Below are 26,469 nucleotides of genomic sequence, written 5' to 3'. Positions count from 1 at the left end.
TGCCAGAGGAAATTTCGCCAGCTGCGGTGTTAATTGTTTCTCCAGCTTCGTGTACTTGGATAATCACTTCCGTTAATTTATCCATCAGCGCATTCACGCCATCGCATAAGCTGGCAATCGCTCCAGTCTTGCCCGCTAGCGGGATGCGGCTACTGAGGTCGCCATCCTTAGCTGCCTCAATAATGTGATCAGTCTCTGCCACAGCATCTGCCAATTCGATTTCTGCAACATGTTGCTGTGTAACATCGATAGCAACTTTAAAAACTTTCACCGGACGGCCTTGCACATCACAAATTGGGTTATAGCTTGCTTGTAGCCAGATCTCCTTACCGCCTTTACCTAGACGTTTATAAATCCCATGATCAAACAAGCCTTTATTTAGGTTTTCCCAAAACTGCTTATATTCCAAGCTGTTAGCATAGGTTGGATCAACTAGTTTGCTGTGATGTTGCCCTATCACCTCTGCTTTTGAGTATCCCACAACATTTTCAAAGTTTTCATTAATGCTAGTGACCCTTCCATCCATACTAAACTCAATCACAGAGTAGGCACGATCAATAGCCGCCAACTGCCCTGCGTTACCTGCATCTCTTAGACTTTGCTCTGTAATATCAATGGCATAGTTCACGATTTTAATGATCTTGCCATCCATATCTCGAATAGGGCTTAAATAAGCTTGAACCCATATTTCTTTACCACTTTTAGCTATGCGCTTAACTTTGCCTGATACATACTCACCTGATACTAACTTTTTCCAGTTTTCTGCATACGAAGGGTTTTTAACATCTGCAGGATCAAGCAGCATCGACGAGTGTTTACCTAGCAGTTCTGGCAACTGATACTCAAGCAAATTAAGATAAGTTTCATTGGCATGGAGGATGTTACCATCCAGATCCATTTCTATCATTGCTTGGAATCTTGCAATGGATTCATTTTGTATTCGACTATCAAAGTCAGCGATTTCACGCGCTTTAATTGCAGTAATATCTCTCCACTCTAAAACATTACCGATGTAATCCCCTTTAGCATCATAGGTAGCGGTGACATAAAGTGAAATGGTAAGCGAACCAACTTTAATTTCTGTTGAAAATGGCAAACGTGCAGGGGTGGCCAACATCTGACGCTGGTGCTGCGGGTTTTTATGAAACACATCAATGCAAGTACCAATGATTTTAGCCGGATCAAACGATGGAAATACTTTTAGGAATTCAGCTTTATTGTTATTAAAAAGACTCATGCTTGCTACGTTGGCATAGGTAACAATGAAGTTACGGTCTACCATCATAATGGCTGAGGATGAGCTATCCATTGCACTTTTAATGGTTGCCAATTTAGCTTCTCGCTTCTTCAACTCAGCAATTGCTGCATCCTTTTGGGCGATCTCTAACGCAGCTTGCTCAATCAGCGTTTTTTGATCTTTTAATTCTTTTGATGTTTTACCTGTTAATCCATTAATTAATGCGGCAATCATGTGTGAGCTCCCAAAAGTGATATAACAAAGTATTTAATCGAAACTAGTATTTTATTTTTTATATTGAGCATGTTGATTAAAATTTAATCAATCAAATGTTCACAATGCTTACATTAAAACTGTTGTAAATCCCCACCTTTAAACTTAATCGGCTGCTTTTTATTCCTACAACTGCTGACTTTTAAGCCGCGACCGCATCAACCAATGCCATTTCCTGACTAGTCATTAACTGCTCAATATCGACCAAAATCAACATTCTTTGATCTAGTGTTGCCAGACCAACAATGTATTTTGTATCGATACTTGTCACTAAAGAAGGCACATCACGGATTTGCTCTTCTTTTAGTGCAATTACATCTGACACACCATCCACCACAATACCAACCACGCGGCCATGCAGATTCAAAATGATGACGACGGTAAACTCGTTATATTCAACTTTCCCTAAGTTGAATTTAATGCGCAAATCTACAATCGGTACAATTTTTCCGCGTAAATTAACAACACCCTTAATAAACTCAGGGGTATTTGCAATTTGTGTTACTGCATCATATCCGCGAATTTCCTGAACTTTTAAAATTTCTAGGCCATACTCTTCTGCCCCTAACACAAAGGTTAAGTACTCACCCTCTGCGCTTTTGGCTCTTGAACTTACATTATTTATTACATTGTCTGTACTCATTGTTTAAGCTCCTTATGCATTACGTTGCATATGCTGATTATTTTGGTTTGAAAATGAGGCTGCGCCCGTAATATAGTTAGTACTTTGCCCCATTTGTATCAAAGCTGCGACATCCAATATCAAAGCGACCGAGCCATCGCCCATAATGGTCGCACCAGATACGCCAAGTACCTTCTTAAAGTTTGTTTCTAAACTCTTAATTACAACCTGTTGCTGCCCCACTAATCGATCAACAAATAAAGCTGATTTCTTACCATCAGACTCTAAAAGCACCAATACGCCCTCAGTTGGATCGGTAATATCTGTAGGGTGATTAAACAGGCTATGCAATGCAATAATTGGCAGATACTCACCGCGCACGTGCACCATACGTCCCTCACCTGTTACGGTTTTAATATCTTCAGCACGCGGCTGTAAGGTTTCAACTATCAAATTGAGTGGAATTACATAAACACTTTGACCCAGTGATACCGACATACCATCCAAAATTGCTAGCGTCAGCGGAAGGGAAATTGAAATAGTGGTACCAAAGCCAAGTGCTGAGCGAATCTCAACAGCACCACCCATCGCGGTAATGTTTCTCTTCACAACATCCATCCCTACGCCGCGGCCTGAAACATCGGTAACTACTTCGGCAGTAGAGAAGCCTGGAGCAAAAATGAGTGAGAAAACTTCACTATCAGTCATGCTTTCACTGACAGCTAACCCATTTGAATGGGCTTTAGCTAAAATTTTGTCCCGATTCAGACCCGCACCGTCATCTGTCACCTCAATCACAATACTGCCACCTTTATGTGCTGCAGATAACGTTAATGTCCCGGTCTCACTCTTACCGGCTTTTCTACGATTTTCAGGTATTTCAATACCATGATCCACGCTATTTCTTACCAAGTGAGTAAGCGGATCCACGATACGCTCAATTAACCCCTTATCAAGCTCAGTAGTCGCACCTATAGTGGCAAAGTCCACTTTTTTGTTTAACTTAGCGGCTAAGTCACGAACCATACGCGGAAAGCGTGAGAATACAAAGTCCATTGGCATCATACGAATAGACATCACAGACTCTTGCAAGTCGCGGGTATTACGAGTGAGTTGCCCCACACTGTTAATCAATGCTTCATTCTGGACAGGATCCAACATGCTGATGCGCTGTTCAATCATCGCTTGCGTAATCACCAACTCACCAACTAGGTTAATCAGTTGGTCAACTTTTTCTACGCCAACACGAATTGATGATGCTTCAGCACTAGCAGGTGGCGCTTTGTCAGACTCACGGCGTCCGAGATTTTTACGTTCTGCGTCAGGTTTAGATGCACTAGCTGCTACCGGCTCTGCTGTGGCAGTTGCCAGTTGCGCATTAGTCATACCACTATTGGATAATGTAAGCGCGGTATCGTCACCAATTAATTCGGATTTAACTGCATCAGGATGAGGCTGGAATGGTGCAAAGAAACCGTAACCCTCTTCTTGTTTTTCTTTGCCGTCCTCTTCGAAAAGGCCGTAGCCTACTTCCTCTTGCACAAGCACTTTAGTGCTACTCTCTACTTTACTTTCAACTGCTTCTACAAGCACTGGTTTAACTTCATCAGCCGGCGATGTTGCAGTAGATACTCCAGCATTGGTTTTTAATGAAATCACTAAATCGTCAGGGTCAACAATAAAAGAACAAATAGATACAATATCAGCTTCAGATGAGTCCGTTGTCAATGTAATAACAAAGCGCCCATCGGCTTGCTTGCTAACTTCAGCCTCACCTAACAGCCCTAGCTCTTCTTTTAAATTCTCAACATCTTTTTCTGTAATGTCTGGCATCACAATATTAAAACAGCTGATGCCGTCTGGGATTTCATTTTGCTGTACAGGAGGAGCAACTTCAACAGGCTTAGCTACAGGTGGTGGTTCAGCAACAACAGGCACAGGACTTGAACCTGCCTCTGAAAGCTGCTTCAACATCATTTTCACATCTGCAACTTGATCCTGATCTACGTCAGTTGCCAAACGGTGGCCGTCCAACTCCATTTTAAGTACATCTTTAGCGGCAAGAAACGCGTCAACATGCTCTGAAGTCAGTGCCATTTCATGCTTACGAATCTTATCTAATAAATTTTCAAGGACATGGGTAATTTCAGTCATATCCATAAAACCAAAAGTAGCAGCGCCACCTTTGATTGAGTGAGCGGCACGGAAAATTGCGTTTAACTCTTCATTATCAGGATCGTCAATATTAATGCCTAAAAGCAGACGCTCGGCCTCTGCTAATAGCTCTTCAGCCTCATCAAAAAAGACTTCATAAAACTGACTCATATCAATTGTCATTGCCGCACTCCATTTATTTACGGACACCAACGTACAAAATGTACGATTCACGCCAATACTGTTACCACATTTATCGCATGTATCCAGACATCTCTACGCAAACTACGATTACTAAACAACATTCATACACTTAACTGTAAAAGTAAGAAGTGAATAGAACTCACACATACGCTTAATATATTTTAGAAAAGCAGGGTTAAACTTTCAGCCATTAAAACTTTGATACTAGTAAACGATCGATCAAAAGACATCATCCTTATCAGTTAAGAACCAATGACTTTCTGCACCACTTCAATCAAACGTTTTGGATCAAATGGTTTTACCAACCAGCCATTAGCACCGGCAGCTTTACCTTTAGCTTTCATTTCATCACTAGACTCGGTTGTTAACATTAAAATTGGCACTTTTTGATACGAACCTAGCCCACGTAAGTTCTTAATTAAGGTCAAGCCATCCATAATTGGCATATTTTGGTCAGTTAACACTAAATCTACAGTTTTTTCTTTGGCTTTGTTTAGGCCATCTTGTCCATCCACTGCTTGAATTACATCATAGCCTGCAGCTTTAAGGCTAAATGCCACCATTTGGCGCAGTGAGCCTGAATCATCTACTGCTAATATTGTTTTTGCCATTTATTTACTCGCTTTATTACTGTTAACAAATAATCACCCAAATCATTAAAATCAGAGCGCTTTGATGCTTAACCTATACTGCTTAACGGCACTAAATTTAATATATTTAGTGCTACACACTAAAAAAGGTCAATTTCACCTGTAGCCATATCTTGTTGACCCACCGATTGACGTAAGCCGCCAGACAATGCGCGACTACCCACCTGCAAGCTACGGCTCATTTCTTCCAAAAACTTAACGATTTCTTCATGCTCATGGCCAGGATCCATTTCATTACTGTGCGACTCCAATTCATGTAGCAAGTCTTTTAAACCGTTAACTCTTTTGATAGTTCTTGCGACCAACTGGCTGGTGAGATCTTGAAACTGAAGACTAGTAATGACCACATTCACCTCATCCCCGATTTTAGATTTATATGAATCTAATTTTTCTAAAATCGGCTCTTCGATTGCATATTTTGCTACTAATGCATCCAACACTTGCTGTTGAGCACAGACGGCATCATGCACTGCAGTAAAACTGGCGCTAAGCTTCTCAATTGCCTCACTCAACAGAAAAGTTGTTTGCAGCAAGTCTGCTTCAACCTCAACTAAGTGCTGCTTACCGTGATCAGAGACCGCGGCAAGTAACTTTCGCAACTCAGCTATTGGTAATGTTTTTGTTTCCATACAGCAACAATCCTAACGCGTTAATCTCGCTTAATTAAGCACACCTATCAAGAATCATCAAATCCACAACCTCTAACATGGGCAACTGACAGAACCTATACAACACTGACCTATTAGTTACTTTTGTTCAATACACTATCCATCGCAGCATGGTCAGCATTAGATTGTAATTTTGTCTCGCCATCATCTTTTAATGCATCCAACTCGGCCTGCTTATTCATGACAATAATACTAATGCGCCTATTAATTGGGTTGAGTGGGTCATCTTTATCAAATAATGAAACAGAAGATAGACCAACTACACGCAACAGTTTTGCTTCATCCATCCCACCGGCAATTAACTCTCTACGTGAGGCATTTGCACGATCAGAAGAAAGCTCCCAGTTACTATAGCCTTTTTCACCACTTGAATAAGGCGCAGCATCGGTATGCCCTGATAAACTAATTTTATTAGTAACACCATTGAGCATCTGCCCAATCTCCTTCAAAATCTGCTTAGCATACGGTTGCATCTCTGCTTTGGCAGACTCAAACATTGGTCTATTTTGCTCATCAACGATTTGAATTCGTAGACCTTCAGTAGTGATATCGATCAAAAGCTGCTTTTTGAACTTGCTTAAAGTAGGACTATCTTCAATACTTTTTTCCAGCTTTTCCTTTAATAGCTCAAGCTTTTCAGCCTCGGCTTTCTCCAACGCTGCTTTAGCATCTTTAATATCTACTGCTTTCTGCTTGCCTGGCGGACCATCAACCGGCTTGACCTGCCCTTGTTTCTTGGTCATATCTTTGCCACCACCACCTTTAATTAAGGTATCACTGGCACCTACAGAATCTCCACCCATCAAAGCTACTTTTAACGGCGTTTTAAAATACTCAGCAATGCCTTCCTTTTGCGCTTTAGACGTTGACCCCAAAAGCCACATTAACAAAAAAAAGGCCATCATAGCTGTAACAAAGTCTGCATAAGCAATCTTCCACGCACCACCGTGATGTCCACCACCGCTTTTTTTTATTTTTTTTACAATAATCGGCTTGCGTAACTCTTCTGCCATAACAAGCTCCCTATTTACCTTTAGCTTGTTTAACGTGTGATTCTAGTTCCGCAAAGCTAGGACGCTCAGTTGAGTAAAGCACTTTACGCCCAAACTCAACCGCAATGGCAGGCGCGTAGCCGTTAAGGCTTGCTAGCAGCGTCACCTTAACGGTTTGGAACATCTTAGTACTTTCTTCCAACTTCTGCTCTAACAAGCCAGAAAGAGGTCCAATAAAACCATAGGCAAGTAAAATACCCAAAAAAGTACCAACTAATGCATGCGCAATCAGAATCCCCAACTCGGCCGGAGGCAGAGCAACGTTTTCCATTGTATGCACTACGCCCATGACCGCGGCTACGATACCAAAAGCAGGTAAACCATCCCCTAGTTTTGCTACGCAATGCGCAGGAACATGCCCTTCCATGTGATGGGTTTCAATTTCGTTATCCATTAAATTTTCAACCTGGAAAGCATCCATATTGCCTGAAACCATCAAGCGTAAATAATCTGTAATAAACTCGATTAAATGGTGATCATGCTGTAAGGCTGGATACTTACTAAACAACGGGCTAGCTTCTGGATTCTCAACGTCATTCTCAATTGACATCATGCCGTCTTTACGGATTTTGGTGAGGATTTCAAATAACAGCGCCAATAAATCCATATAAAGCGCTTTATTAAACTTTGATCCTTTAAACAAGGTTGGCAAGGCTTTCAATGTTGCCTTCTGTGCCTTAGAGTCATTACCCACAATAAATGCGCCGACTGCACCGCCAAAAATCATCAACACTTCTAACGGCTGCCACAAACCACCCAAGTGACCACCTGCTAGCGCGTAACCACCAAAAATGGTGCCGCAGACTACAACATAACCAATGATTACAAACATACTTACGCACCCCAGGTTTTGATACTACGATTTTCAAACATTCCCAATAGAATAGCCAATATAACGTAATTTAATTACTTGAATAAAGTAATTTTTTTCCAACTACGCTTACAACTCAAAACCAACTCACGAAGAGAACCTAACTATCAATTGGATATATACCTAATAATCATGTGGTTATATAAAAAAAATAGCTAAACAGCCACAGCCAAACCAGCCGAACCCCATTTGTTAGATTTTCCATACATATAACATTTTTTTATTGTCACCTAATGAAATCAGTTGCGCCGGTTCAACACCATTAATCTCAAACTCATAACTAACTAACAAAGCTCCTGGACGCATTTGCGTTTGTGCCTTATGCCATAAATCGGTCATTGCAGCCGGTGACAAGTAAGCAAAAACAAGATCATAATTTGCAAAATCCAATGCACAATAATCACCGAACTTAAAATTGGCTTTTGAGCCTCTAAACTTTGAGCGCACCGCACTAAGTAACCAAGGCAAAGGTGCTAGCTCTACACCATCAACAAGACAATCAGGTCTTTTTTCTGCGATAAACATAGACATATCACCCAAACCGCTGCCTATATCGATGATACGCAAGGGTTGATGCTGAGGAATTAAGGCTAAGACTTGCTGCCAAACAACTGGCATAGAAGGATAAAACGGGACTTGAGTGCGGAACGTTGTCCAATACAGGCTAAGACTAAGTAAGAAACCTAAGAGATAAAATGTATTTGATATTTGCCACTGAGACATCACCCAGACCGACACAGGGAAAAAAAAGTGTATCCAACGCCACCATTTGGCCATATTAGCAAACATAGCCAAACATACGGCAAAAACAGCCTGTATCAAGATTAAGTAGAATGAGAAGTGGCCACCAACCACATCCACAACGTGTAGTGACTGCGCTTGGAAAATGGAATCTAACGTGAGGGCAAAACAAAAAGCAACCAACTGTATAAGAACAGCGAGCGTAGCTGGCTTTAGATTGATTTTATTAAAAAATAACTGCAGCATTTTGATGCCAATTTAATTTTCGATACACACTCACCTCCCTATTAACGTAGAGCATGTATTGATATTTTTATTTTTAGTACTTCTAGGCTATCAAAACTGTATCACAATATAAGAACATTACAAGCGCCCATTAGGCTGTCATTGTTACAACCTTATAAGTGAGTGATTTAGACTTTTTTGTTTTCCCTGCACGAGAAGGGACATGGCATAAGTTACAAACATAACTGCTATTTAGATCATAAGCATTCACAATAAAGTTACCGCCACAGCAACTGCAACTTTGTAGTTTCAACATTTTGCTTTCAACAAAACGTACCATCGTCCATGCACGGGTCATGGACAATACCGGCTCAGCCGACTCTTCAGTCTCAACCTGCTGTAAATATAAGCTATATGCTTTGATGATTGCATGAATACCAGTCTCACCTGTGTAATCAAGCATGAATTTATAAATATTATAGAAAATTGACGAGTGAATATTAGGCTGCCAAGTTAAAAACCAGTCAGTAGAAAACGGTAGCATACCTTTTGGTGGAGAAACGCCTTTAAGCTCTTTGTATAGTTTAATCAGGCGCTCACGAGACAATGTTGTTTGCGACTCAAGCAATTGTAGCCTTGCACCCAATTTGATCATCTGGATAGCAAGCTGAATTTGCTCTGATTCGTTGACCACACTTTTGGCAGAAGTCACTGGTTTTTTATTTTCCATGATAGTTTCCTTCTTATTTTAAACAGCGCACTCAAGCAACTCCGAATATGCTTAAACGACCGTTTCCGCTACCTGACCGGACATCAGAATAGCTGCATGCAAATGCGCTTGTGAACGATCTTTTGTATAGTTTGTTAGCATACCTAGAATTGCGCTGTCATCAAAGCGAAACCTGGCCAACATAACATTTGCACTGCTTAATTTGACCAGCTGCATATTGCTGAGACTCTCTAGCAAATCTGCAATCTCACTGCTTATACCTAAACGGAAAATTGCGGTAGCTTTATCTGCCCTGATAAGTTGCTGCGCCAACATTAAATAGTTGAGGTTGGCATCTCTGATTTCCGACATCAATTCTATTTCAGTCATTTTAAATTCCGATTCTAAATATCTTGCTGTTGTTAAAACCACATACCAATATGGTTAGTTATACTTTGAGCCCTTTTGGCGCAATTAACAAGAATATGCTGTCGGTATTTTTTGTGAGCAAACAAGACAAGCCAATGTAGGTGCTTGTCTTACAAGCACCTACATTGGCTTAATGTGAAACCTAAATGTAGCCTGAATTTACATACTCTTCAAAGAGCTATTAAAATGCAGGGAAATTCTCTAACTAGTTATAGTCGATAAAATTCCTAAAGTTATGTGATGACTGGTCGTTAAAGTTTAAATGGCAAAAAACTTACCAAAAAAACATTAACGCTTTCACCTAATACACACTTATCGGCAACACTTTAGAAAACTTTAGGGTAATTTATAAAAATATTTAAAATAATTAGATGAAAAATTTTAACTCATTGTTTTTATTATTTAATTTAAATTAAATATTTTTAAAAAAATTAAAAATAAAAGTTAAAAATACAAACAATCGTCCATAACCACTACATTACCTACAAGAAAGCAGGTTTTTCACCCCCTATTCTCAAGATGCAATGGTAAGGTTTCAATTAATAATCTAGCTATTAGAATAGCAATCAAATTTTTAGCAATAAATTTATTAGCAACACCAAACAACAGGACGCGTAATGGCCGAAGAAAGTGACTTAGAAAAGACGGAAGACGCCTCCCCCAAGCGCTTAGAGAAAGCGCGCGAGGAAGGCGATGTACCGCGCTCTAGGGAACTCGCAACAGTCACTGTACTACTGGCTGCAGGATCTGCCATGCTAATGATGGGTGGGCAACTGGCTGACGCATTAAAAACATCTATGAGCTCCGGACTCAGCTTTCAGCGTGCTTACGCATACGATCCGATGTTACTTCTGATGAAAATCTCAGATAACATTTATAATTTATTGCTAGCATTCTCGCCACTAGCGCTTATATTATTTTTTGTTGCGATCGCATCCCCCGCACTTATCGGTGGGTGGGTGTTCAGCGAGAAAGCACTCATACCAAAATTTGGAAAATTGAATCCGATTACAGGATTCAGTAATATGTTTTCCAAAAATTCAGTTGCCGAACTTGTTAAATCTATAGGCAAAGCTTTATTAGTTGGCCTTGTTTCTTATGTCGTTATCTCACATGAGATGGAGTCGATTCTTTCACTATCACTGCTACCGCTCAATGAAAGTATTTCCGAAGTAAACCATTTACTGCTCACCAGCTTTTTGGCTATTGTGAGTGCACTAGTGCTGATTGCAGCCATCGACGTGCCGTTTCAGCTGTACCAGTACGCAGAAAAACTTAAAATGACCAAAGAGGAAGTTAAGCGCGAATCTAAAGAGTCTGACGGCAACCCTGAAATTAAATCAAGAATTCGCCAACAGCAGCGCGAGATGTCAAGGCGTAGAATGATGTCGGAAATTCCAAATGCAGATGTGGTAATTACCAACCCTACACATTACGCCGTAGCTATTAAATATAAAGAAGGTGGTATGCTAGCGCCTGTTGTGGTGGCTAAGGGCGCAGACGCTGTAGCACTAAAAATACGCGAGATTGCAGATGAGCACAAAGTGCTAATTGTGGAGTCACCAAAATTAGCGCGTGCTATTTATACTCACACAGAATTAGAGCATGAGATTCCTGAAGCTTTATATACAGCTGTTGCTGAAATATTGGCCTACGTCTTTCAGATGCGTATTTTCAATAAAAATGGTGGTTACCAACCTGAAGTCCCAAGCACATTGCCAGTGCCTGATGAGTTAGACCCGCACAGCCTAATAACGCTTCCGGGTGTGGAAGATGTATAAAATGAATCTGGAGCAATTGTTTAATGAATCCAATTAATTTACCAGCTTGGATGAATAACCTTGGTAGCCGCACAGTTGCGGCACCGCTCATCATTGTTTTGCTTTTATCAATGATGATTTTGCCGCTACCAGCAATCGCATTGGATGTGCTGTTCAGTTTTAATATCGCCTTGTCTATCATGGTATTACTCATTGGCTTGCAAACCAAAAAAGCACTGGACTTTATCGCGTTTCCTACAGTGTTATTAGTTACCACAATGTTGCGATTATCATTAAACGTAGCATCTACGCGTGTGGTACTTACCGAAGGTCATACCGGCCCTGACGCGGCGGGTAAAGTGATTGAAGCATTCGGGCACTTTTTGATCGGCGGTAATTACACCGTAGGTATCGTAGTATTTGTGATCTTAACGATTATTAACTTCACTGTTGTTACAAAGGGCGCAGGCCGTATTGCTGAGGTTGGCGCACGCTTTACATTGGACGCAATGCCAGGTAAACAAATGGCGATTGACGCCGACTTGAATGCAGGCTTAATCGGTGAAGACGAAGCAAGAAAGCGTCGTACTGAAATTAGCCAAGAGTCAGAGTTCTACGGGGCAATGGACGGTGCGAGTAAGTACGTACGTGGCGATGCCGTCGCAGGCATTTTAGTCACCATCATCAACATTGTAGGTGGTTTATTTGTTGGCATGATCCAACACGGCTTGGCATTTGATGATGCAGTCAAAATTTACACCCTACTTGCTATTGGTGATGGTTTGGTTGCTCAAATCCCTTCACTAGTGATTTCTGTGGCAGCCGGTGTTGTGGTTTCTAGGGTAGCCAATAGTGAAGATATTGGTGGTCAATTAACGACACAACTATTTTCCAACCCCAGGGTGATTTATGTCACGGCGGCAATTGTTGGTGGTATGGGTATTATTCCAGGTATGCCTAATGCTGCGTTTTTAACATTAGCTGCATTTCTAGGTGGTATTGCTTACATGGTTGATGAGCGCCAAAAAATCGCGAATGCAGAGCCTCCAATTGAAGAAGTACCAATTGCACCAGTAGAAATTGAAGAAGCAAGCTGGGACGACGTAACGCCCGTAGATACGGTGGGATTGGAAGTTGGCTATCGTTTAATTCCTCTGGTAGATAAATTGCAAGGCGGTGATTTACTCAAGCGGATTAAAGGATTACGTAAAAAGTTTGCGAATGAAATTGGCTTTCTCGCCCCTACTGTGCACATTCGCGATAATCTTGAACTAAAACCATCAGGCTATCGCATCACCTTAAAAGGGGTTGAAATCGCGACTGGTGAGTCAAACTATGGTCAATTTCTAGCTATAGACCCTGGCATGGTCACAGGCCCGCTTGCCGGGCAGATTACAACAGATCCGGCTTTTGGTTTGCCGGCGGTATGGATTGATGCTGGTCTACGCGATGAAGCGCAAAGCATGGGTTATACCGTAGTAGATGCTGGCACTGTGATTGCTACCCACATCAACCATATTATTTCGATGCATGCTGCCGAACTATTAGGCCGTCAGGAAGTACAGCAGCTACTAGATCACATTAGCAAAGAATCGCCAAAACTAATTGAAGATTTAGTACCTAAACTGATGCCACTTTCTGTAGTGCAAAAAGTGCTGCAAAATTTGCTGATGGAAGGCGTGCATATCCGTGACATGCGGACCATTATTGAAACCCTTTCAGAGCACGCAAGCCAAACTCAGGATACAAACGACCTAACCGCATTGGTACGTGTGCAACTAGGCCGCGCAATAGTGCAGCAATTATTCCCTACCGGCAATGAAGTAACTGTGATGTCTCTTGACAATAATTTAGAGCGTCTGCTGTTGCAGGCAATGCAAAACAACACTGGCGGTTCTGCAATGGAGCCAGGCATGGCTGAAACCTTATCTAGACAAGCAGAGGAAGCCGCAAGGCAGCAAGAGCAAATGGGCCTAACACCGGTGCTACTCGTCTCTGCCCCGCTAAGAGCTGCGCTTGCTAAATTTCTGCGCAGAGCTGTACCAAATTTACGTGTACTTTCACACGAAGAGTTACCGGATTCCAAAACAATACGAGTCACTAGCCTGATTGGAGGTTCTGCATGAACATTAGACGATTCTTCGGCAAGAGTTCGCGAGAGGCGCTGACTATAGTTCGTCAAGAACTAGGTGATGATGCGGTGATTCTGTCTAACCGAGCGGTTGCTGGCGGAAATGAAATTATGGCGTTTAGAGAAGTAGAAATGAACGCATTAGTCGATGCTAACTCGGCACATACAGCTAGTGAACCCTCTGAGGCAACGCCATGGCTGTTATTACTGAATAAAAACGTTAGTGAAGAACATCAAAGCGTTACAGCCAAAACTATGGAAACCTCAGCGAATGTAAGCAATCTACAACAGACATTTAACCATGATGTGGATGCACACAAAAATCTACAATCGCACAAAAGTAATGTCGCAACCAGCAAGCAAATGGTATGGATGCTAAAAGAGATGCGTAACATGCGTAATGTCATTGAATCGCAGCTGGCGACCATTGCTTGGGGCAATATACAACAGCGCGATCCGATTAAATCTGAGGTATTAAGCAATTTGTTGGCTGCTCGCTTTAGCCCGGCATTATCAAGATATTTGGCAGAAAAATTACCGTTAAATCTAGATAGTAAAAAAGCGCAAGCATGGGTGAAATATATCCTCAGTAAAAATCTAAACACAATAGAAAATGAAGCGGAAATATTAGACCAAGGCGGTGTATTTGCACTGATTGGACCAACTGGCGTCGGCAAGACCACAACTACAGCTAAACTGGCGGCGCGTTATGTAATGAAGCACGGCACCCAAAACTTAGGTTTGATTACAACCGACGCATATCGGGTTGGCGGACATGAGCAGCTTAGAATATACGGCAAGATTCTCGGGGTGGTGGTTTATGCGGTGAAAGATGAAACAGACCTCGCACTTGCGCTGAACGAGCTGAAAAACAAGCACACCATTCTAATTGACACTGTTGGTGTAAGCCAGCGTGATCGCATGGTTGCAGAGCAAATCGCGCTACTCTCTAGTAGCAATGCTCCTATTAAAAAATTACTATGTTTAAATGCCACCAATACCGGTGAAACTTTAACTGATGTGATCAGCGCATATAAGGGTAAAGGGCTGGATGGCTGCATCATTACCAAGCTGGATGAAGCAGTCACCATTGGGAATACACTCGATGTAATTATTCGTGAAAAATTAAAGCTTTACTACACAGCCGATGGACAGCGCGTTCCTGAAGATATCAATCTAGCCAATAAAATCGCTCTGATTGATTTAGCACTCAACTCAAAGTCGCCCGCAAACCGTCCTTTTGAATTTTTAGATGAAGAGTTACCATTTGTAATGGGACAGGCCAGTAACGCAAACCACATCTCACAATTAGCGGAGATTTAATCATGGCTAATTATAGCAACCGCATCACGCCTAACGACCAAGCTGCCGGACTAAGACGTATTATGGCGAAACCTGGCCCTAGAGTACTTTCAGTGCTATCGGCCTCTTCAACGCAAGCGCAACAACGTCTTATCACCAACCTTGCAGCCTCAATGGTTAACCAAGGCAGTGAAGTATTAGTCATGCATGCATCTGAGCACACACTAGCGCATCATTATGAATTAGACCAGTCTCCTACTCTACTGGACGTAGTTGCTGACAAGCACTCTTTAGCACAAGCAATCAAAACTACCGCTCATGGTTTTTCCAGTGTGAAATTAATGCACAAAAACTTACTAAATAAAGCGAGCGATGACCATACAGCCAGTCAACTTAATCTAATGTTTAACCAGTTAAGCCAGCAATACAACATTGTGCTAGTGGACACCATGCTTAACTCAGCTAATGTACTGCCTTTACATAAGCTCAACGAAAGTGAAATTATTATCCAGCTTTCCCGCAAGCCAGAATCAATTACAGAGGCGTATTCATTGATTAAACAAGTTTGCAGTGAGCTTGGTCGGCGTTCTTTTGGTATCATTGTCGACGATTCAACAGATGCGCAAGCACAAATAGTATTTGGTAATATAGCGCAAGTGGCAAAACGCTTTATGCAAATTGAATTAGAATTTTTTGGTGCAATCCCTGCCGACAGCCACTTAAGCCGAGCATCTAAATTAGGCCGCACAGTGATTGATGCGTTCCCGCTCGCGATAGCATCAACCGCATTAAAACAAATTGCACAACGCTTAGATTACAAGCATGATAATATTTTTAACAATAAGCAGGCACAACTAAGCTAAAGACGATTTATGTACACAGTGCACGGAAAAAAAGATCAAAAAGACGTTTTGCTGGATCAGCACGCTATATTAGTTAAAAAACTCGCCTATCAGTTAAAAGCCAAGCTGCCACCTAGTGTAGAACTTGATGACCTGATTCAAGCTGGCATGATGGGCCTGCTGGACGCCGTTAATCGCTACGAAGACACATATGGTGCCCAGTTTGAAACCTACGCTGCACAAAGAATCCGCGGGGCGATGCTAGATGAACTGCGCAGCTCAGATTGGTTACCACGCAGTATCCGTAAAAACATGCGTGATGTAGAACATGCCATCAGTCAGTTAGAGCAACAACTTGGTCAACCTCCTACTGAAAACGATGTAGCGAAGAAGCTTAACTTATCACTAGCTGAATACCATGAAATGCTAGGTGACTGTAGCGGGCACCAACTCATTTATTACGAAGACTTTCATGAAGCTGACAGCGGTGAGCACTTTTTAGACCGTTTTCAAACAGATCATGATAGCGACCCAATTAAGGGACTACTTATCGGCGACTTTAAAGACGCCCTGATATCCGCCATTGACTCACTGCCTGAGCGCGAAAAAATCCTGCTAGGTTTATATTACGAACAAGAGCTAAATTTAAAAGAAATCGGTGCGGTTATGAGTGTTTCAGAGTCCCGCGTATGTCAACTACATAGCCAGGCTGTTGCCAGGCTGCGTGCCAATTTAAGAGAGAAGTCATGGACTGGGGCAGCGTAATCGGGCTAATCCTTGCGCTTGCAGGGATTATACTAGGACAAAAACTTGAAGGTGGAAACGTTGGCTCGCTGTTGCAATATGCAGCTTTTCTAATCGTGATGTTCGGCACTTTTGGTGCTGTACTGGTGCAGACCCCACCAAAAACCTTTGTGCAAGGTTTGAAAATGCTAAAACTAGTATTTAAAAAACCTGTTGATGACAAAAAAGAACTGACTAAACGCATTTTAGTCTGGAGCAATTTTGCGCGTAAGGAAGGCATTTTCATGCTGGAGCCTTTCTTAAAAAGAGAAACTGACCCTTTTATTATTAAAGGGATGCGTTTGATGATTGATGGTACACCACCAGAAAAAATTCGAGAGATATGCGCAATTGACATCTATTTCCATGAAGTTCAAATGCGCGGTGCTGCAAAGATATGGGATGCAGCCGGCGGCTATGCGCCAACTGTAGGTATTTTAGGCGCTGTACTCGGCCTGATTCATGTGATGGAAAACTTATCCGACCCTAGCAAACTAGGTAGCGGTATTGCAGTTGCGTTCGTCGCTACGATTTATGGCGTGGGTTTTGCCAACTTGATATTTTTACCAATTGCCAACAAATTAAAAACGCACATTCAAGCAGAGTTAAAAACACGTGAAATGTTGCTTAATGCATGGGTGTCTATTGCCAATGGCGACCACCCTAGAATCGTTGAAGAGCGCTTAGACAGCTATTTAGATAAGCCACACTAATCGCCCCTTACAAAAAATTTGAATATAGCCCATGTCCAAGCTCATCCGTAAAAGAGTAGAAGAGGATCAAGAGAACCACGAGCGTTGGCTGGTTTCTTATGCTGACTTTATCACGCTTTTATTCGCGTTTTTCGTCGTCATGTACTCCATATCCTCCGTAGAAATTGGCAAATACAAACAACTTACTAATTCTATTGGAACTGCATTTAGCGGTAACGGCAGTTCTGGCGTTAACCAAACCAGTACAGAAAAAGGTCTAGGTGCACGTGGCGTTACCGAAGCTAACACATCGATTGTGAAACCACTCCCACTAAGCCATTTGTATTCAGAAAAAATGCGTAGAGAACGAGACTCTATGGCTAAAACTGGTGCTGAGGTATCTAATAAGTTAGCCCCGATGATTACCGAAGGCAAGATTCAAGTGATACAAACCAGCCGTGGTATCCGTATTGATATACAGGATAACTTGCTATTTGGCGCCGGGTCCGCTGACTTATCACCAACAGCGAATGCAATCATCAGTGAAATTGTGCCACTCATTAAAGACAATCAACGAAAAATTCAGGTGGAGGGCCACACCGACAACACCCCGATTCATACCGCTACGTTCTTTTCTAACTGGGAGCTTTCTGCAGTGCGCGCTAGCAGCGTTGTACGCTTGCTCAGTAGCCTGGGTATCGGCGAGCAACGTTTGAGCGCCACAGGCTTAGGTGCATCACAACCCATTAGCGAAAATGAGACAGAAGCAGGCCGCGCAAAAAATAGACGGGTATCTATCATCATTACCTATGAAATGCCTGCGCAAGAAGACACTTCTAATGTAATTACACCACAACCACCTACCCCACTGCCTAAAGTGCAAGTAGAGCAAAAAGTAACTAATTAACTGATAACTCAGCTTTTTGAGTTAATTGCTTATTGGATAAATTAACTCACTTTGCCACCGCCAGAAAAACTAAAGCCAGCAAATGCTGGCTTTAGTTTCATACAGAATCTATTGCTGTTTGCGGATTACTCTTTACCAATTTGGTACTCTTCGTAGCTCACTTCAACAATCTTTCCTGTAGTCGCATCGACTTCTACTTTAACTTCTTCTTTGTCTGCTTCTAAAATATCGAACTCGTAAGATGCTTTACCATCAGACTCAAGCTCGTACTCAACTTCAACTACTGTACCAGGATGTGCAGCTAGTGCCGTAGCCTTAGCATCTGACTCACTCACTTTAGCCAAGGCTTTGAATCTTGGATCATCAGCCTTAACTTCTTCTTCAATTTCAGTTACTTTACCTGTTTTAGCATTGCACTCAACATCCCATGCTTTGCCATCTGCAGTTTCGATATCAAACTCATAAACACCTACTTTGTTCTCAGACTTAAACTCAGCCTTTACGATAGTGCCTTCGTGTTTAGTTAATGCTGCTTTTACGCACTTGCCTAAGCTGTCATAAGCTTTTGGTTTGATTGTTTCATGGCCTGCAACTGCAGCGTTTGCAAAAAATACAGCTGCAATTAAAGTAGATCCTAAAGATAAACGAAACATTGTTAACTCCTATTATTGTTAGTGAAGTATAAAAATTAAGTAGCTAGATAAATCTATTACTTTTTAAATTTTACCAAATCAGCGCTAACCAATTGATTGTTTTACAAAATTATTACATTTCTGGCTGTAATCAACCAATACTAAACGCCAATACGGAACGACCAGTGCGAATTACTCGCTAACTATCATTGAATCTAGCAGCCAAAATAAAAAACCCAGCACATGGCTGGGTTTTTTAATGACATCAATTACTCTTTTGATGCGCGTTTACGCTCATGCTCAAGCAAGTAACGCTTACGAATACGGATGTTTTTAGGTGTAATTTCTACCAACTCGTCATCATCAATAAACTCAACTGCTGACTCTAAAGATAAAGCTACTGGTGGAATCAAACGTACAGCCTCATCAGTACCAGATGCACGCACGTTAGTTAACTGTTTACCTTTAACCGGGTTAACGATCAAATCGTTATCACGGCTATGGATACCGATTACCATACCTTCGTATAGCTTGTCGCCAGGTACTGAGAACATACGACCGCGGTCTTGTAGTTTCCACAGTGCATAAGCAACAGCTTCACCATGTTCAGCAGAAATCAATACACCGTTACGACGGCCTGGCATATCAGCTTTAACCGGCGCGTATTCATCAAAAATATGTGCCATTAAGCCAGTACCGCGCGTTAAGGTTAAGAACTCACCTTGGAAACCAATCAAACCACGTGCTGGAATTTTGTACTCTAAACGGGTACGGCCATTACCATCAGACTCCATGTTTTGCATTTCACCACGGCGACGACCTAACTCCTCCATCACGCCACCTTGGTTTTCATCTTCTACGTCTACAGTCAGGATCTCATATGGCTCACATTTTTCACCATTGATTTCACGGTATACCACGCGTGGCTTCCCTACAGCCATCTCGAAACCTTCGCGACGCATATTTTCTAAAAGAATAGTCAAGTGCAACTCACCACGACCTGAAACGCGGAACACGTCAGCATCTTGCGTATCTTCAACACGTAACGCCACGTTAACCAACAACTCTTTAGTTAAACGGTCACGGATTTGACGTGAAGTCACGAACTTACCTTCTGTACCAGCTAATGGTGAAGTGTTCACCATAAAGTCCATAGTCAATGTTGGCTCATCCACGCCTAAGTGTGGTAGGCCTACTGGATTTTCACGGTCACAAATAGTGAAACCGATACCAATATCATCAAGACCTGAAATAATCACGATATCGCCTGCTTCAGCTTCTTCAACTGGCACACGCTCAAGACCTCTAAAGCCAAGCACTTGGTTGATACGACCTTGTGCAATTTGCTTATCTTCGTTCATCACAACAACAACCTGACCAGGCTTGATTTTACCATTGCGCACACGGCCTACGCCAAGACGGCCAGTGTAAGTAGAATAGTCTAGTGCAGAAATTTGCATTTGCAATGGTGCGCTGCTGTCGCCAGATGGAGATTCCACGTGGCTTAAAATCGTTTCAAACAATGGGCGCATATTATCGCTAGCAACCTTCATATCAAGGGTTGCAAAACCATTCAATGCTGAAGCAAATACTACTGGGAAGTCTAACTGCTCATCTGTTGCACCTAAATTAGCAAACAGATCAAATGTTTGGTCGATTACCCAGTCAGGACGGCTACCTGGACGGTCAACTTTATTGATTACTACAATAGGCTTCAAACCTAAAGCCAACGCTTTTTTCGTTACGAAGCGAGTTTGCGGCATTGGGCCCTCTACAGCGTCCACTAGCAATACCACGCCATCCACCATACCTAATACGCGCTCTACTTCACCACCGAAGTCAGCATGGCCTGGAGTATCCACGATATTAATATGTGTACCTTCGTAGTTCAGCGCTGTGTTTTTCGCCAAAATAGTAATACCACGTTCTTTTTCAATATCGCCACTATCCATCACACGCTCAGACACTGCCTGATGAGATGAGAATGTGCCTGCTTGATGTAGAAGTTTATCAACCATAGTTGTTTTACCATGGTCAACGTGGGCAATAATTGCGATATTTCTTAAATTACGAGACATTGTCTTGCTACCAGTTCATTGAAAGGCGGCGATTTTAACACATTAAGCCCCAAGAATGATTTAACAATATGCAAATATAGAAAAAACTCTTTGACAAAGTGTAATTAATGCATATAATGCGCACAACTTAGAACTTTAAATAGCTAAACAAATAGCTCTAAAAGTTTTAGATTCATCGCCCTGACCCTCAGTCACTCGTGAACTTTTGAAGTGACTATCTTTAGATTTAATATTAAATCTATCTTTACTGGTTAGCGGCTATGCCCGTGCGCTGGTAAATAAAGCATCTCGAAACTATATATTTGAAACTTGCTTTTTGCGTTATGTTGTTTTTTACAACATCACTGTAAACATACATGTATTTGCTCGCGCCCTTTTATTGTTTTTATAAAACTGCTTTTGAAAGGGACTACCTTGTCTTTTGAATCATTAAACCTTAATCCTGCCATCCTTCGTGCTATTGAAGAAACAGGCTACACCACCCCTACTCCTATCCAAGCACAGGCAATCCCTGTGGTAATGGAAGGCCATGACTTGATGGCCTCAGCACAAACCGGCACTGGTAAAACTGCAGGCTTCATGCTGCCAGCACTTAACTTATTAGCTACACCACACGAATCAAAAAGCCGTGGCCCACGTATTTTGGTGTTAACACCTACACGTGAACTTGCAACACAAGTAAACGAAGCTGCACGTAAATACGGCAAATTCTTACGTGCACGTACTGTAAGTATCGTAGGCGGTATGCCTTATCCACTACAAAACAAATTGTTGTCACAACCACTAGATATTCTAGTTGCTACACCAGGCCGCTTGCTAGATCACATGGAACGTGGCCGTATTGACTTATCACGTTTACAAATGTTGATTTTAGACGAAGCTGACCGCATGCTGGACATGGGCTTCTTACCTGATGTTGAGCGTATTTGTGAGCAACTATCTGCTGAGCGTCAAACACTGTTGTTCTCAGCAACATTAGATGGCGACATCGCACGCATTGCAAACAAGATTCTTAAAAACCCTAAAACGGTTCAAGTTGCCGCACAACGTGAAAAACATGCAAACATTGAGCAACGCTTGCACTTTGTTGATGACATGACACACAAAAACAAACTACTTGAGCATTTATTGATTGCTCCAGAAGTTAACCAAGCCATTATTTTCACCAGCACTAAACGTCATGCTGATGTTTTAGCTGAAGATTTGTATGCTGCTGGCCATAAAACGGCGGCACTACACGGTGATATGACACAAGGTGCACGTAACCGCACATTGACTAAATTACGTCATGGCGATGTAAAAATCTTGGTAGCGACTGACGTTGCTGCACGTGGTATTGACGTACACGGCATTACACACGTAATCAACTACGACTTACCTAAATTTGCTGAAGATTATGTACACCGTATCGGCCGTACTGGTCGCGCGAACAACACCGGTATCGCGATTTCTTTTGCATCAAATATGGATAGACATATTTTACGTAAAATTGAGCAATTCACTGGTAACCGTATGGAACCAGCAGTGATTGAAGGCTTTGAACCAAAACGTGCGATGAAGATGGATGGCCCTAGCGGCAGCCGTCGTGATGGTCATAAACCAGGTGGCCGTGGTGGCTTTAAACCACGTGATGACCGTGGTGGTTATAAAGGCCGTGATGATCGCAATGGTTCTAGCCGTGATAGCGCTCCTCGCAGCGAAAACCGTTTTGAAAACCGTGGCAACCGTGACTCAGCACCGCGTGAAGTTAATGGCAACTCAGCTGGTTATGCTGGCAGATCTGATGCTAACCGCTCAGAAAGACCATCTGGCGACCGCCCACGTAGCTTTGGTGACCGCCCAGCGTTTGATAAAAACTCTGGCGACCGTAGCCGTGGCAACAATGCAGGTGCACCTAACCGTAGCTTTGGCGATAGCGTAGCTTTTGGTAAAAAACCATACGCACGCGACGGTCAACGTAGTGAGGGCCGTAACGATCGTGGCGCAGCACCAGCACGTCGTGATGGCGCTCGCAATGACAGCCGCAGCCCAGCACGTAGTGGCTTTGGCGGTGCAAACGCAGGTGCAGGCACGGGTGCACCACGTCGCTCACGTAGTTTTGCATAATTTAAGTAAAGACCTTAATTGAACAGTACCCAACAAATGACAGAAATCGTAACGACTGACAGCCCAAGTTTCAGCACATTAGGACTCGCACCTGAGCTCTTACGTGCATTAACTGAATCTGGTTACACTACCCCAACACCAATTCAGGCACAGGCTATTCCTGTCGCCTTAGCTGGTGGGGATTTAATGGCAGGCGCACAAACTGGCACAGGTAAGACTGCGGCCTTTTCACTACCCCTGCTACAGAAGTTACTACCGCTAGCCAATAACAGCACCTCTCCAGCTAAGCATCCAGTACGTGCGTTGATTTTAACGCCGACACGCGAGCTTGCGATTCAAGTGGAAGAAAGCGTAAAAGCGTATGCAAAACATACGCAATTACGCTCACTAGTGGTGTATGGCGGCGTAGATATCAAAACACAAACACCTCACCTTAAAACTGGGGTTGAAGTGTTGGTAGCGACGCCTGGCCGTTTGTTGGATCATATTGAACAAAAAACGCTGCAACTTAATCAAGTGCAAATGTTAGTGCTTGATGAAGCAGACAGAATGCTGGACATGGGCTTTATGCCTGATTTGAAACGTATTTTGGCATTGTTGCCAAAACAGCGCCAAAACCTAATGTTTTCAGCGACATTCTCAAACGAGATTAAAAAGTTAGCAGATGACTTTTTAACTAAACCACAATTAATTGAAGTGGCGCGTAGCAATGCCACCAATGACAATGTGACGCAAAAAGTATATCAAGTTGCGCAATCAGATAAAGAAGCCTTACTGATTCAACTATTAAAAGAAGCCGATGCAAAACAAGTCATCGTATTCACCAAAACAAAATTAACAGCAAGCCGCTTAAGCCGTAGTCTAGTGCGCGAAGGCATTGCTGCAGATGCGATTCATGGCGACAAAAATCAGCAAGAACGTATTAAAGCTTTGGATGCGTTTAAAGCTGGTAACGTTTCAGCGCTTATTGCTACTGACGTTGCCGCACGCGGTTTAGATATTAGTGAATTACCAATGGTAATTAACTATGAGATTCCAAGTGCACCAGAAGATTATGTACACCGTATTGGCCGCACCGGACGTGCTGGTGCATTAGGTGTAGCGATTTCTTTTGTTAGTGATGATGAAGAAAAATATCTGGTTGAAATCGAGAAGCTAATTAAGCGCCAAATCACTAAAGAGACCGTTGCTTTAGACAGACCGAGCACACGTGCCCGCAGCCATGCAGCTAGCCCAGTGAAAGACCGTGAAACAACAACTGCTAGACGCATACCAGCTAAGAAAAAGAGCGCTGACCCATGGTTTGATAAGCCGTACGAACCAAACACGCAGCAAGAAAAAAATGTTGTTGCTACCAGACAAATTAACACGAAGAAAGCACCGGTAGCAGCACTGCTTGGTGGCTTATCTAGAAAGTAAGCAACAGCAACAATTGGCAACTTAAAGTTGCAATGTGATTAGGGGCACTTGCGTGCCCCTGTTTTTTTAGTGCCCCTGTTTATTGCGCATAAAGTCAGCGACGCCATACAACTGATTGGCTAACTTTTTCATCAAGTCGTCGTCATATTCCAACTGATGCATAGCCTTAATCATGCAATACATCCATTGATCACGTGCTGATTCACCAATCTCAAAAGGCATATGTCGTTTACGTAGCATAGGATGCCCATAGCGCTCGATATATAGCTGCGGCCCACCTGTCCACCCTGTAAGAAACATAAAGAGCTTCTCACGTGCAGACGTTAAATCAGGTTGATGCATATCACGCAGAGGCTTGGCCTTAGGGTCACTATCCATGATGTCGTAAAACGTTTCAACTAGCAGACGTATATTTTGTGTGCCACTCTCCGCGCCGCCAAGCAGTTCAAAAAATGTACGTTTATCACTGCCTGCTTCTTCTATTTCATTCAACATTGTCTTAAAACCTTGATTGCAGGATATTCAAACCTCAATGATTAAAATCAAGGAGTCAATTCCGCACTTAAATATTTACATGCTTGCAGTTTTTATATGTCAACCGTTATTACCAAGCTAGCCGCTAATTTTGCACTCGCTCTAGCTTCAGTCACATCTTTACCTGACGCTAACGCAACACCCATACGTCTTTTGGTGAATGACTCTGGCTTACCAAACAAACGAATATCTGCGTTAGTCACGGCCAAGGCTTTTTCTACGCCTTCAAAAGCCAGCTGCTTGGTATTATGACCGCCGTAAATCACAGCGCTAGCGCCTGCTTCACGTAAACTTACATCGACAGGCAAGCCCAAAATCGCACGTGCATGTAAATCAAACTCACTAAAGCGTTGTGTAGCCATGGTAACCATGCCAGTATCATGTGGACGCGGGCTAACTTCACTAAACCAAACTTGGTCGCCCTTCACAAATAGCTCTACACCAAACAAACCCAATCCGCCTAAGCTGTCTGTCACGGCTTTTGCAATACGTTTAGATTCTTCTAATGCTTTGCTTGCCATTGGTTGCGGTTGCCAACTCTCTACATAGTCACCTTTTTCTTGTAAATGTCCAATTGGATCACAGAAATAGGTGTTAATTTCCCCTTGCGCGTTTTTAGCACGTACGGTTAACAAGGTGATTTCGTAGTCAAAATCAATTTGCCCTTCAACAATCACCACACCTTGATTAACACGACCCGCTGACGCAGCATAGCTCCATGCCGCAGACACCTCACTTGCTTGGGTAAGGCGTGACTGCCCCTTACCTGAAGACGACATGGTTGGCTTAATAAAACACGGGTAACCGATTCCGGCATCAATTGCAGCCTGAAGTTCCGCTTCGCTGCGTGCGAATGCGTAAGGTGAGGTTGGTAAATTAAGCTCTTCAGCGGCTAGTCGGCGAATTCCCTCACGGTTCATAGTGAGTTGCACAGCTTTAACGGTAGGAATCACAGTTGCGATTCCTGACTTCTCAATATCGGCAAGCGTTGCTGTATTCAAGGCTTCAATCTCAGGCACAATTAAATGTGGCTGCTCAAGCGCAATCAACTGACGCAACGCCTGATCATCTGTCATATCAATAACGTGCGCGCGATGCGCCACCTGATGGCCTGGTGCATTTTCGTAACGGTCAACCGCAATCACTTCCACACCTAAACGCTGTAAAGCGATAATCACCTCTTTGCCAAGCTCACCACTACCTAAGAGCATGACACGGGTTGCATTAGGACTTAAGGGAGTTCCGATTCGCATAGGGATTCTTTCGTTTGATGATTGCTCGAATCATACCACGCAGCTATTTTTAAGAAAATTGCAGATGCGGGTTAATTCACAAGAAAATCAGAAATAGAAGTAATTCAGCAGGTAATGGCTATACCGTGCAAGCCTAAACTCCGCTCAATGTGCAGGCTTTGGCCGCACTAAGCCTTAGATGCAAAGCTTAAGTGC

At 42.6% G+C, this 26,469-nt stretch carries 23 protein-coding genes; 9 read left to right on the top strand and 14 right to left on the bottom strand.

What is annotated here, in order from left to right; translation table 11 throughout:
* From VGD82_RS11305 to flhD, 10 genes are all read right to left on the bottom strand, one after another.
* Positions 1-1,471 (bottom strand): PAS domain S-box protein (locus tag VGD82_RS11305; protein WP_331020480.1); only part of this gene is annotated, 1,471 nt, incomplete at its 3' end.
* 181 nt (positions 1,472-1,652) lie between these two features.
* Positions 1,653-2,153: a chemotaxis protein CheW gene (locus VGD82_RS11300; RefSeq protein ID WP_331020479.1), complete on the bottom strand. Its 501-nt coding sequence runs from the start codon at positions 2,151-2,153 to the stop codon at positions 1,653-1,655.
* Between the two features lie 12 nt (positions 2,154-2,165).
* Positions 2,166-4,469 carry a chemotaxis protein CheA gene (cheA, locus tag VGD82_RS11295; protein WP_331020478.1) on the bottom strand — a complete coding sequence of 768 codons (2,304 nt, stop codon included), beginning with the start codon at positions 4,467-4,469 and terminating at the stop codon, positions 2,166-2,168.
* 263 nt (positions 4,470-4,732) lie between these two features.
* On the bottom strand, positions 4,733-5,101 hold the full coding sequence (locus VGD82_RS11290) for a response regulator (protein WP_015832200.1): 369 nt from the start codon (positions 5,099-5,101) through the stop codon (positions 4,733-4,735).
* Positions 5,102-5,220: 119 nt separating this feature from the next.
* A complete protein-coding gene (locus VGD82_RS11285) occupies positions 5,221-5,769 on the bottom strand; it encodes a chemotaxis protein (RefSeq protein WP_331020477.1) in 549 nt (182 codons plus the stop codon).
* A gap of 113 nt (positions 5,770-5,882) precedes the next feature.
* Complete coding sequence (motB, locus tag VGD82_RS11280) at positions 5,883-6,821, bottom strand: flagellar motor protein MotB (RefSeq protein ID WP_331020476.1); 939 nt, start codon at positions 6,819-6,821, stop codon at positions 5,883-5,885.
* Between the two features lie 10 nt (positions 6,822-6,831).
* On the bottom strand, positions 6,832-7,692 hold the full coding sequence (gene motA / locus VGD82_RS11275) for a flagellar motor stator protein MotA (RefSeq protein ID WP_135276518.1): 861 nt from the start codon (positions 7,690-7,692) through the stop codon (positions 6,832-6,834).
* 231 nt (positions 7,693-7,923) lie between these two features.
* Complete coding sequence (locus tag VGD82_RS11270) at positions 7,924-8,454, bottom strand: class I SAM-dependent methyltransferase (RefSeq protein ID WP_331020475.1); 531 nt, start codon at positions 8,452-8,454, stop codon at positions 7,924-7,926.
* Positions 8,455-8,848: 394 nt separating this feature from the next.
* Positions 8,849-9,427: a flagellar transcriptional regulator FlhC gene (gene flhC / locus VGD82_RS11265; protein ID WP_331020474.1), complete on the bottom strand. Its 579-nt coding sequence runs from the start codon at positions 9,425-9,427 to the stop codon at positions 8,849-8,851.
* Positions 9,428-9,478: 51 nt separating this feature from the next.
* Positions 9,479-9,796 (bottom strand): flagellar transcriptional regulator FlhD, encoded by a 318-nt coding sequence (flhD, locus tag VGD82_RS11260; protein ID WP_135276515.1) that lies wholly within the window; start codon positions 9,794-9,796, stop codon positions 9,479-9,481.
* A gap of 656 nt (positions 9,797-10,452) precedes the next feature.
* Between flhD and flhB the strand changes: the two genes are divergently transcribed.
* The 7 genes from flhB to motD are packed head-to-tail and all read left to right on the top strand — an operon-like array spanning position 10,453 to position 18,252.
* Positions 10,453-11,616 (top strand): flagellar biosynthesis protein FlhB, encoded by a 1,164-nt coding sequence (gene flhB / locus VGD82_RS11255; protein WP_331020473.1) that lies wholly within the window; start codon positions 10,453-10,455, stop codon positions 11,614-11,616.
* Positions 11,617-11,639: 23 nt separating this feature from the next.
* Positions 11,640-13,721 (top strand): flagellar biosynthesis protein FlhA, encoded by a 2,082-nt coding sequence (gene flhA / locus VGD82_RS11250; RefSeq protein ID WP_331020472.1) that lies wholly within the window; start codon positions 11,640-11,642, stop codon positions 13,719-13,721.
* The gene (gene flhF, locus VGD82_RS11245; protein WP_331020471.1) at positions 13,718-15,049 is read left to right on the top strand and encodes a flagellar biosynthesis protein FlhF; all 1,332 of its coding nucleotides are present in this window, start codon (positions 13,718-13,720) and stop codon (positions 15,047-15,049) included. Before flhA ends, flhF begins: the two co-directional genes overlap by 4 nt.
* A 2-nt stretch (positions 15,050-15,051) precedes the next feature.
* Entirely contained in the window at positions 15,052-15,891 is an 840-nt protein-coding gene (locus VGD82_RS11240) for a MotR (RefSeq protein ID WP_331020470.1), read from the top strand.
* A gap of 9 nt (positions 15,892-15,900) precedes the next feature.
* Entirely contained in the window at positions 15,901-16,635 is a 735-nt protein-coding gene (locus VGD82_RS11235) for an RNA polymerase sigma factor FliA (protein WP_331020469.1), read from the top strand.
* Positions 16,617-17,366 carry a flagellar motor protein gene (locus VGD82_RS11230; RefSeq protein WP_331020468.1) on the top strand — a complete coding sequence of 250 codons (750 nt, stop codon included), beginning with the start codon at positions 16,617-16,619 and terminating at the stop codon, positions 17,364-17,366. Before VGD82_RS11235 ends, VGD82_RS11230 begins: the two co-directional genes overlap by 19 nt.
* 31 nt (positions 17,367-17,397) lie before the next feature.
* Complete coding sequence (motD, locus tag VGD82_RS11225) at positions 17,398-18,252, top strand: flagellar motor protein MotD (RefSeq protein ID WP_331020467.1); 855 nt, start codon at positions 17,398-17,400, stop codon at positions 18,250-18,252.
* 125 nt (positions 18,253-18,377) lie between these two features.
* Here motD and VGD82_RS11220 read toward each other — a convergent pair whose 3' ends face one another.
* Together VGD82_RS11220 and typA are read right to left on the bottom strand one after the other, a co-directional pair.
* On the bottom strand, positions 18,378-18,905 hold the full coding sequence (locus VGD82_RS11220; protein ID WP_331020466.1) for a PepSY domain-containing protein: 528 nt from the start codon (positions 18,903-18,905) through the stop codon (positions 18,378-18,380).
* A gap of 248 nt (positions 18,906-19,153) precedes the next feature.
* Entirely contained in the window at positions 19,154-20,962 is a 1,809-nt protein-coding gene (gene typA, locus VGD82_RS11215) for a translational GTPase TypA (RefSeq protein ID WP_331020465.1), read from the bottom strand.
* A gap of 414 nt (positions 20,963-21,376) precedes the next feature.
* Here typA and VGD82_RS11210 point away from each other — a divergent pair, with 414 nt between their 5' ends.
* A complete protein-coding gene (locus VGD82_RS11210; protein WP_331020464.1) occupies positions 21,377-23,068 on the top strand; it encodes a DEAD/DEAH box helicase in 1,692 nt (563 codons plus the stop codon).
* A 36-nt stretch (positions 23,069-23,104) separates the two neighbouring features.
* Complete coding sequence (locus VGD82_RS11205) at positions 23,105-24,487, top strand: DEAD/DEAH box helicase (RefSeq protein ID WP_331020485.1); 1,383 nt, start codon at positions 23,105-23,107, stop codon at positions 24,485-24,487.
* Between the two features lie 66 nt (positions 24,488-24,553).
* Here VGD82_RS11205 and VGD82_RS11200 read toward each other — a convergent pair whose 3' ends face one another.
* Together VGD82_RS11200 and purT are read right to left on the bottom strand one after the other, a co-directional pair.
* Complete coding sequence (locus VGD82_RS11200; protein WP_331020463.1) at positions 24,554-24,982, bottom strand: group II truncated hemoglobin; 429 nt, start codon at positions 24,980-24,982, stop codon at positions 24,554-24,556.
* A gap of 92 nt (positions 24,983-25,074) precedes the next feature.
* The gene (purT, locus tag VGD82_RS11195) at positions 25,075-26,274 is read right to left on the bottom strand and encodes a formate-dependent phosphoribosylglycinamide formyltransferase (RefSeq protein ID WP_331020462.1); all 1,200 of its coding nucleotides are present in this window, start codon (positions 26,272-26,274) and stop codon (positions 25,075-25,077) included.
* Positions 26,275-26,469 lie beyond the last annotated feature (195 nt).

The sequence above is a fragment of the Methylotenera sp. genome (assembly GCF_036401095.1).
Classification (GTDB): domain Bacteria; phylum Pseudomonadota; class Gammaproteobacteria; order Burkholderiales; family Methylophilaceae; genus Methylotenera.
The sequence above is the reverse complement of the archived record's forward strand: the minus strand, read 5'-3'. Positions and strand labels throughout refer to the sequence as shown.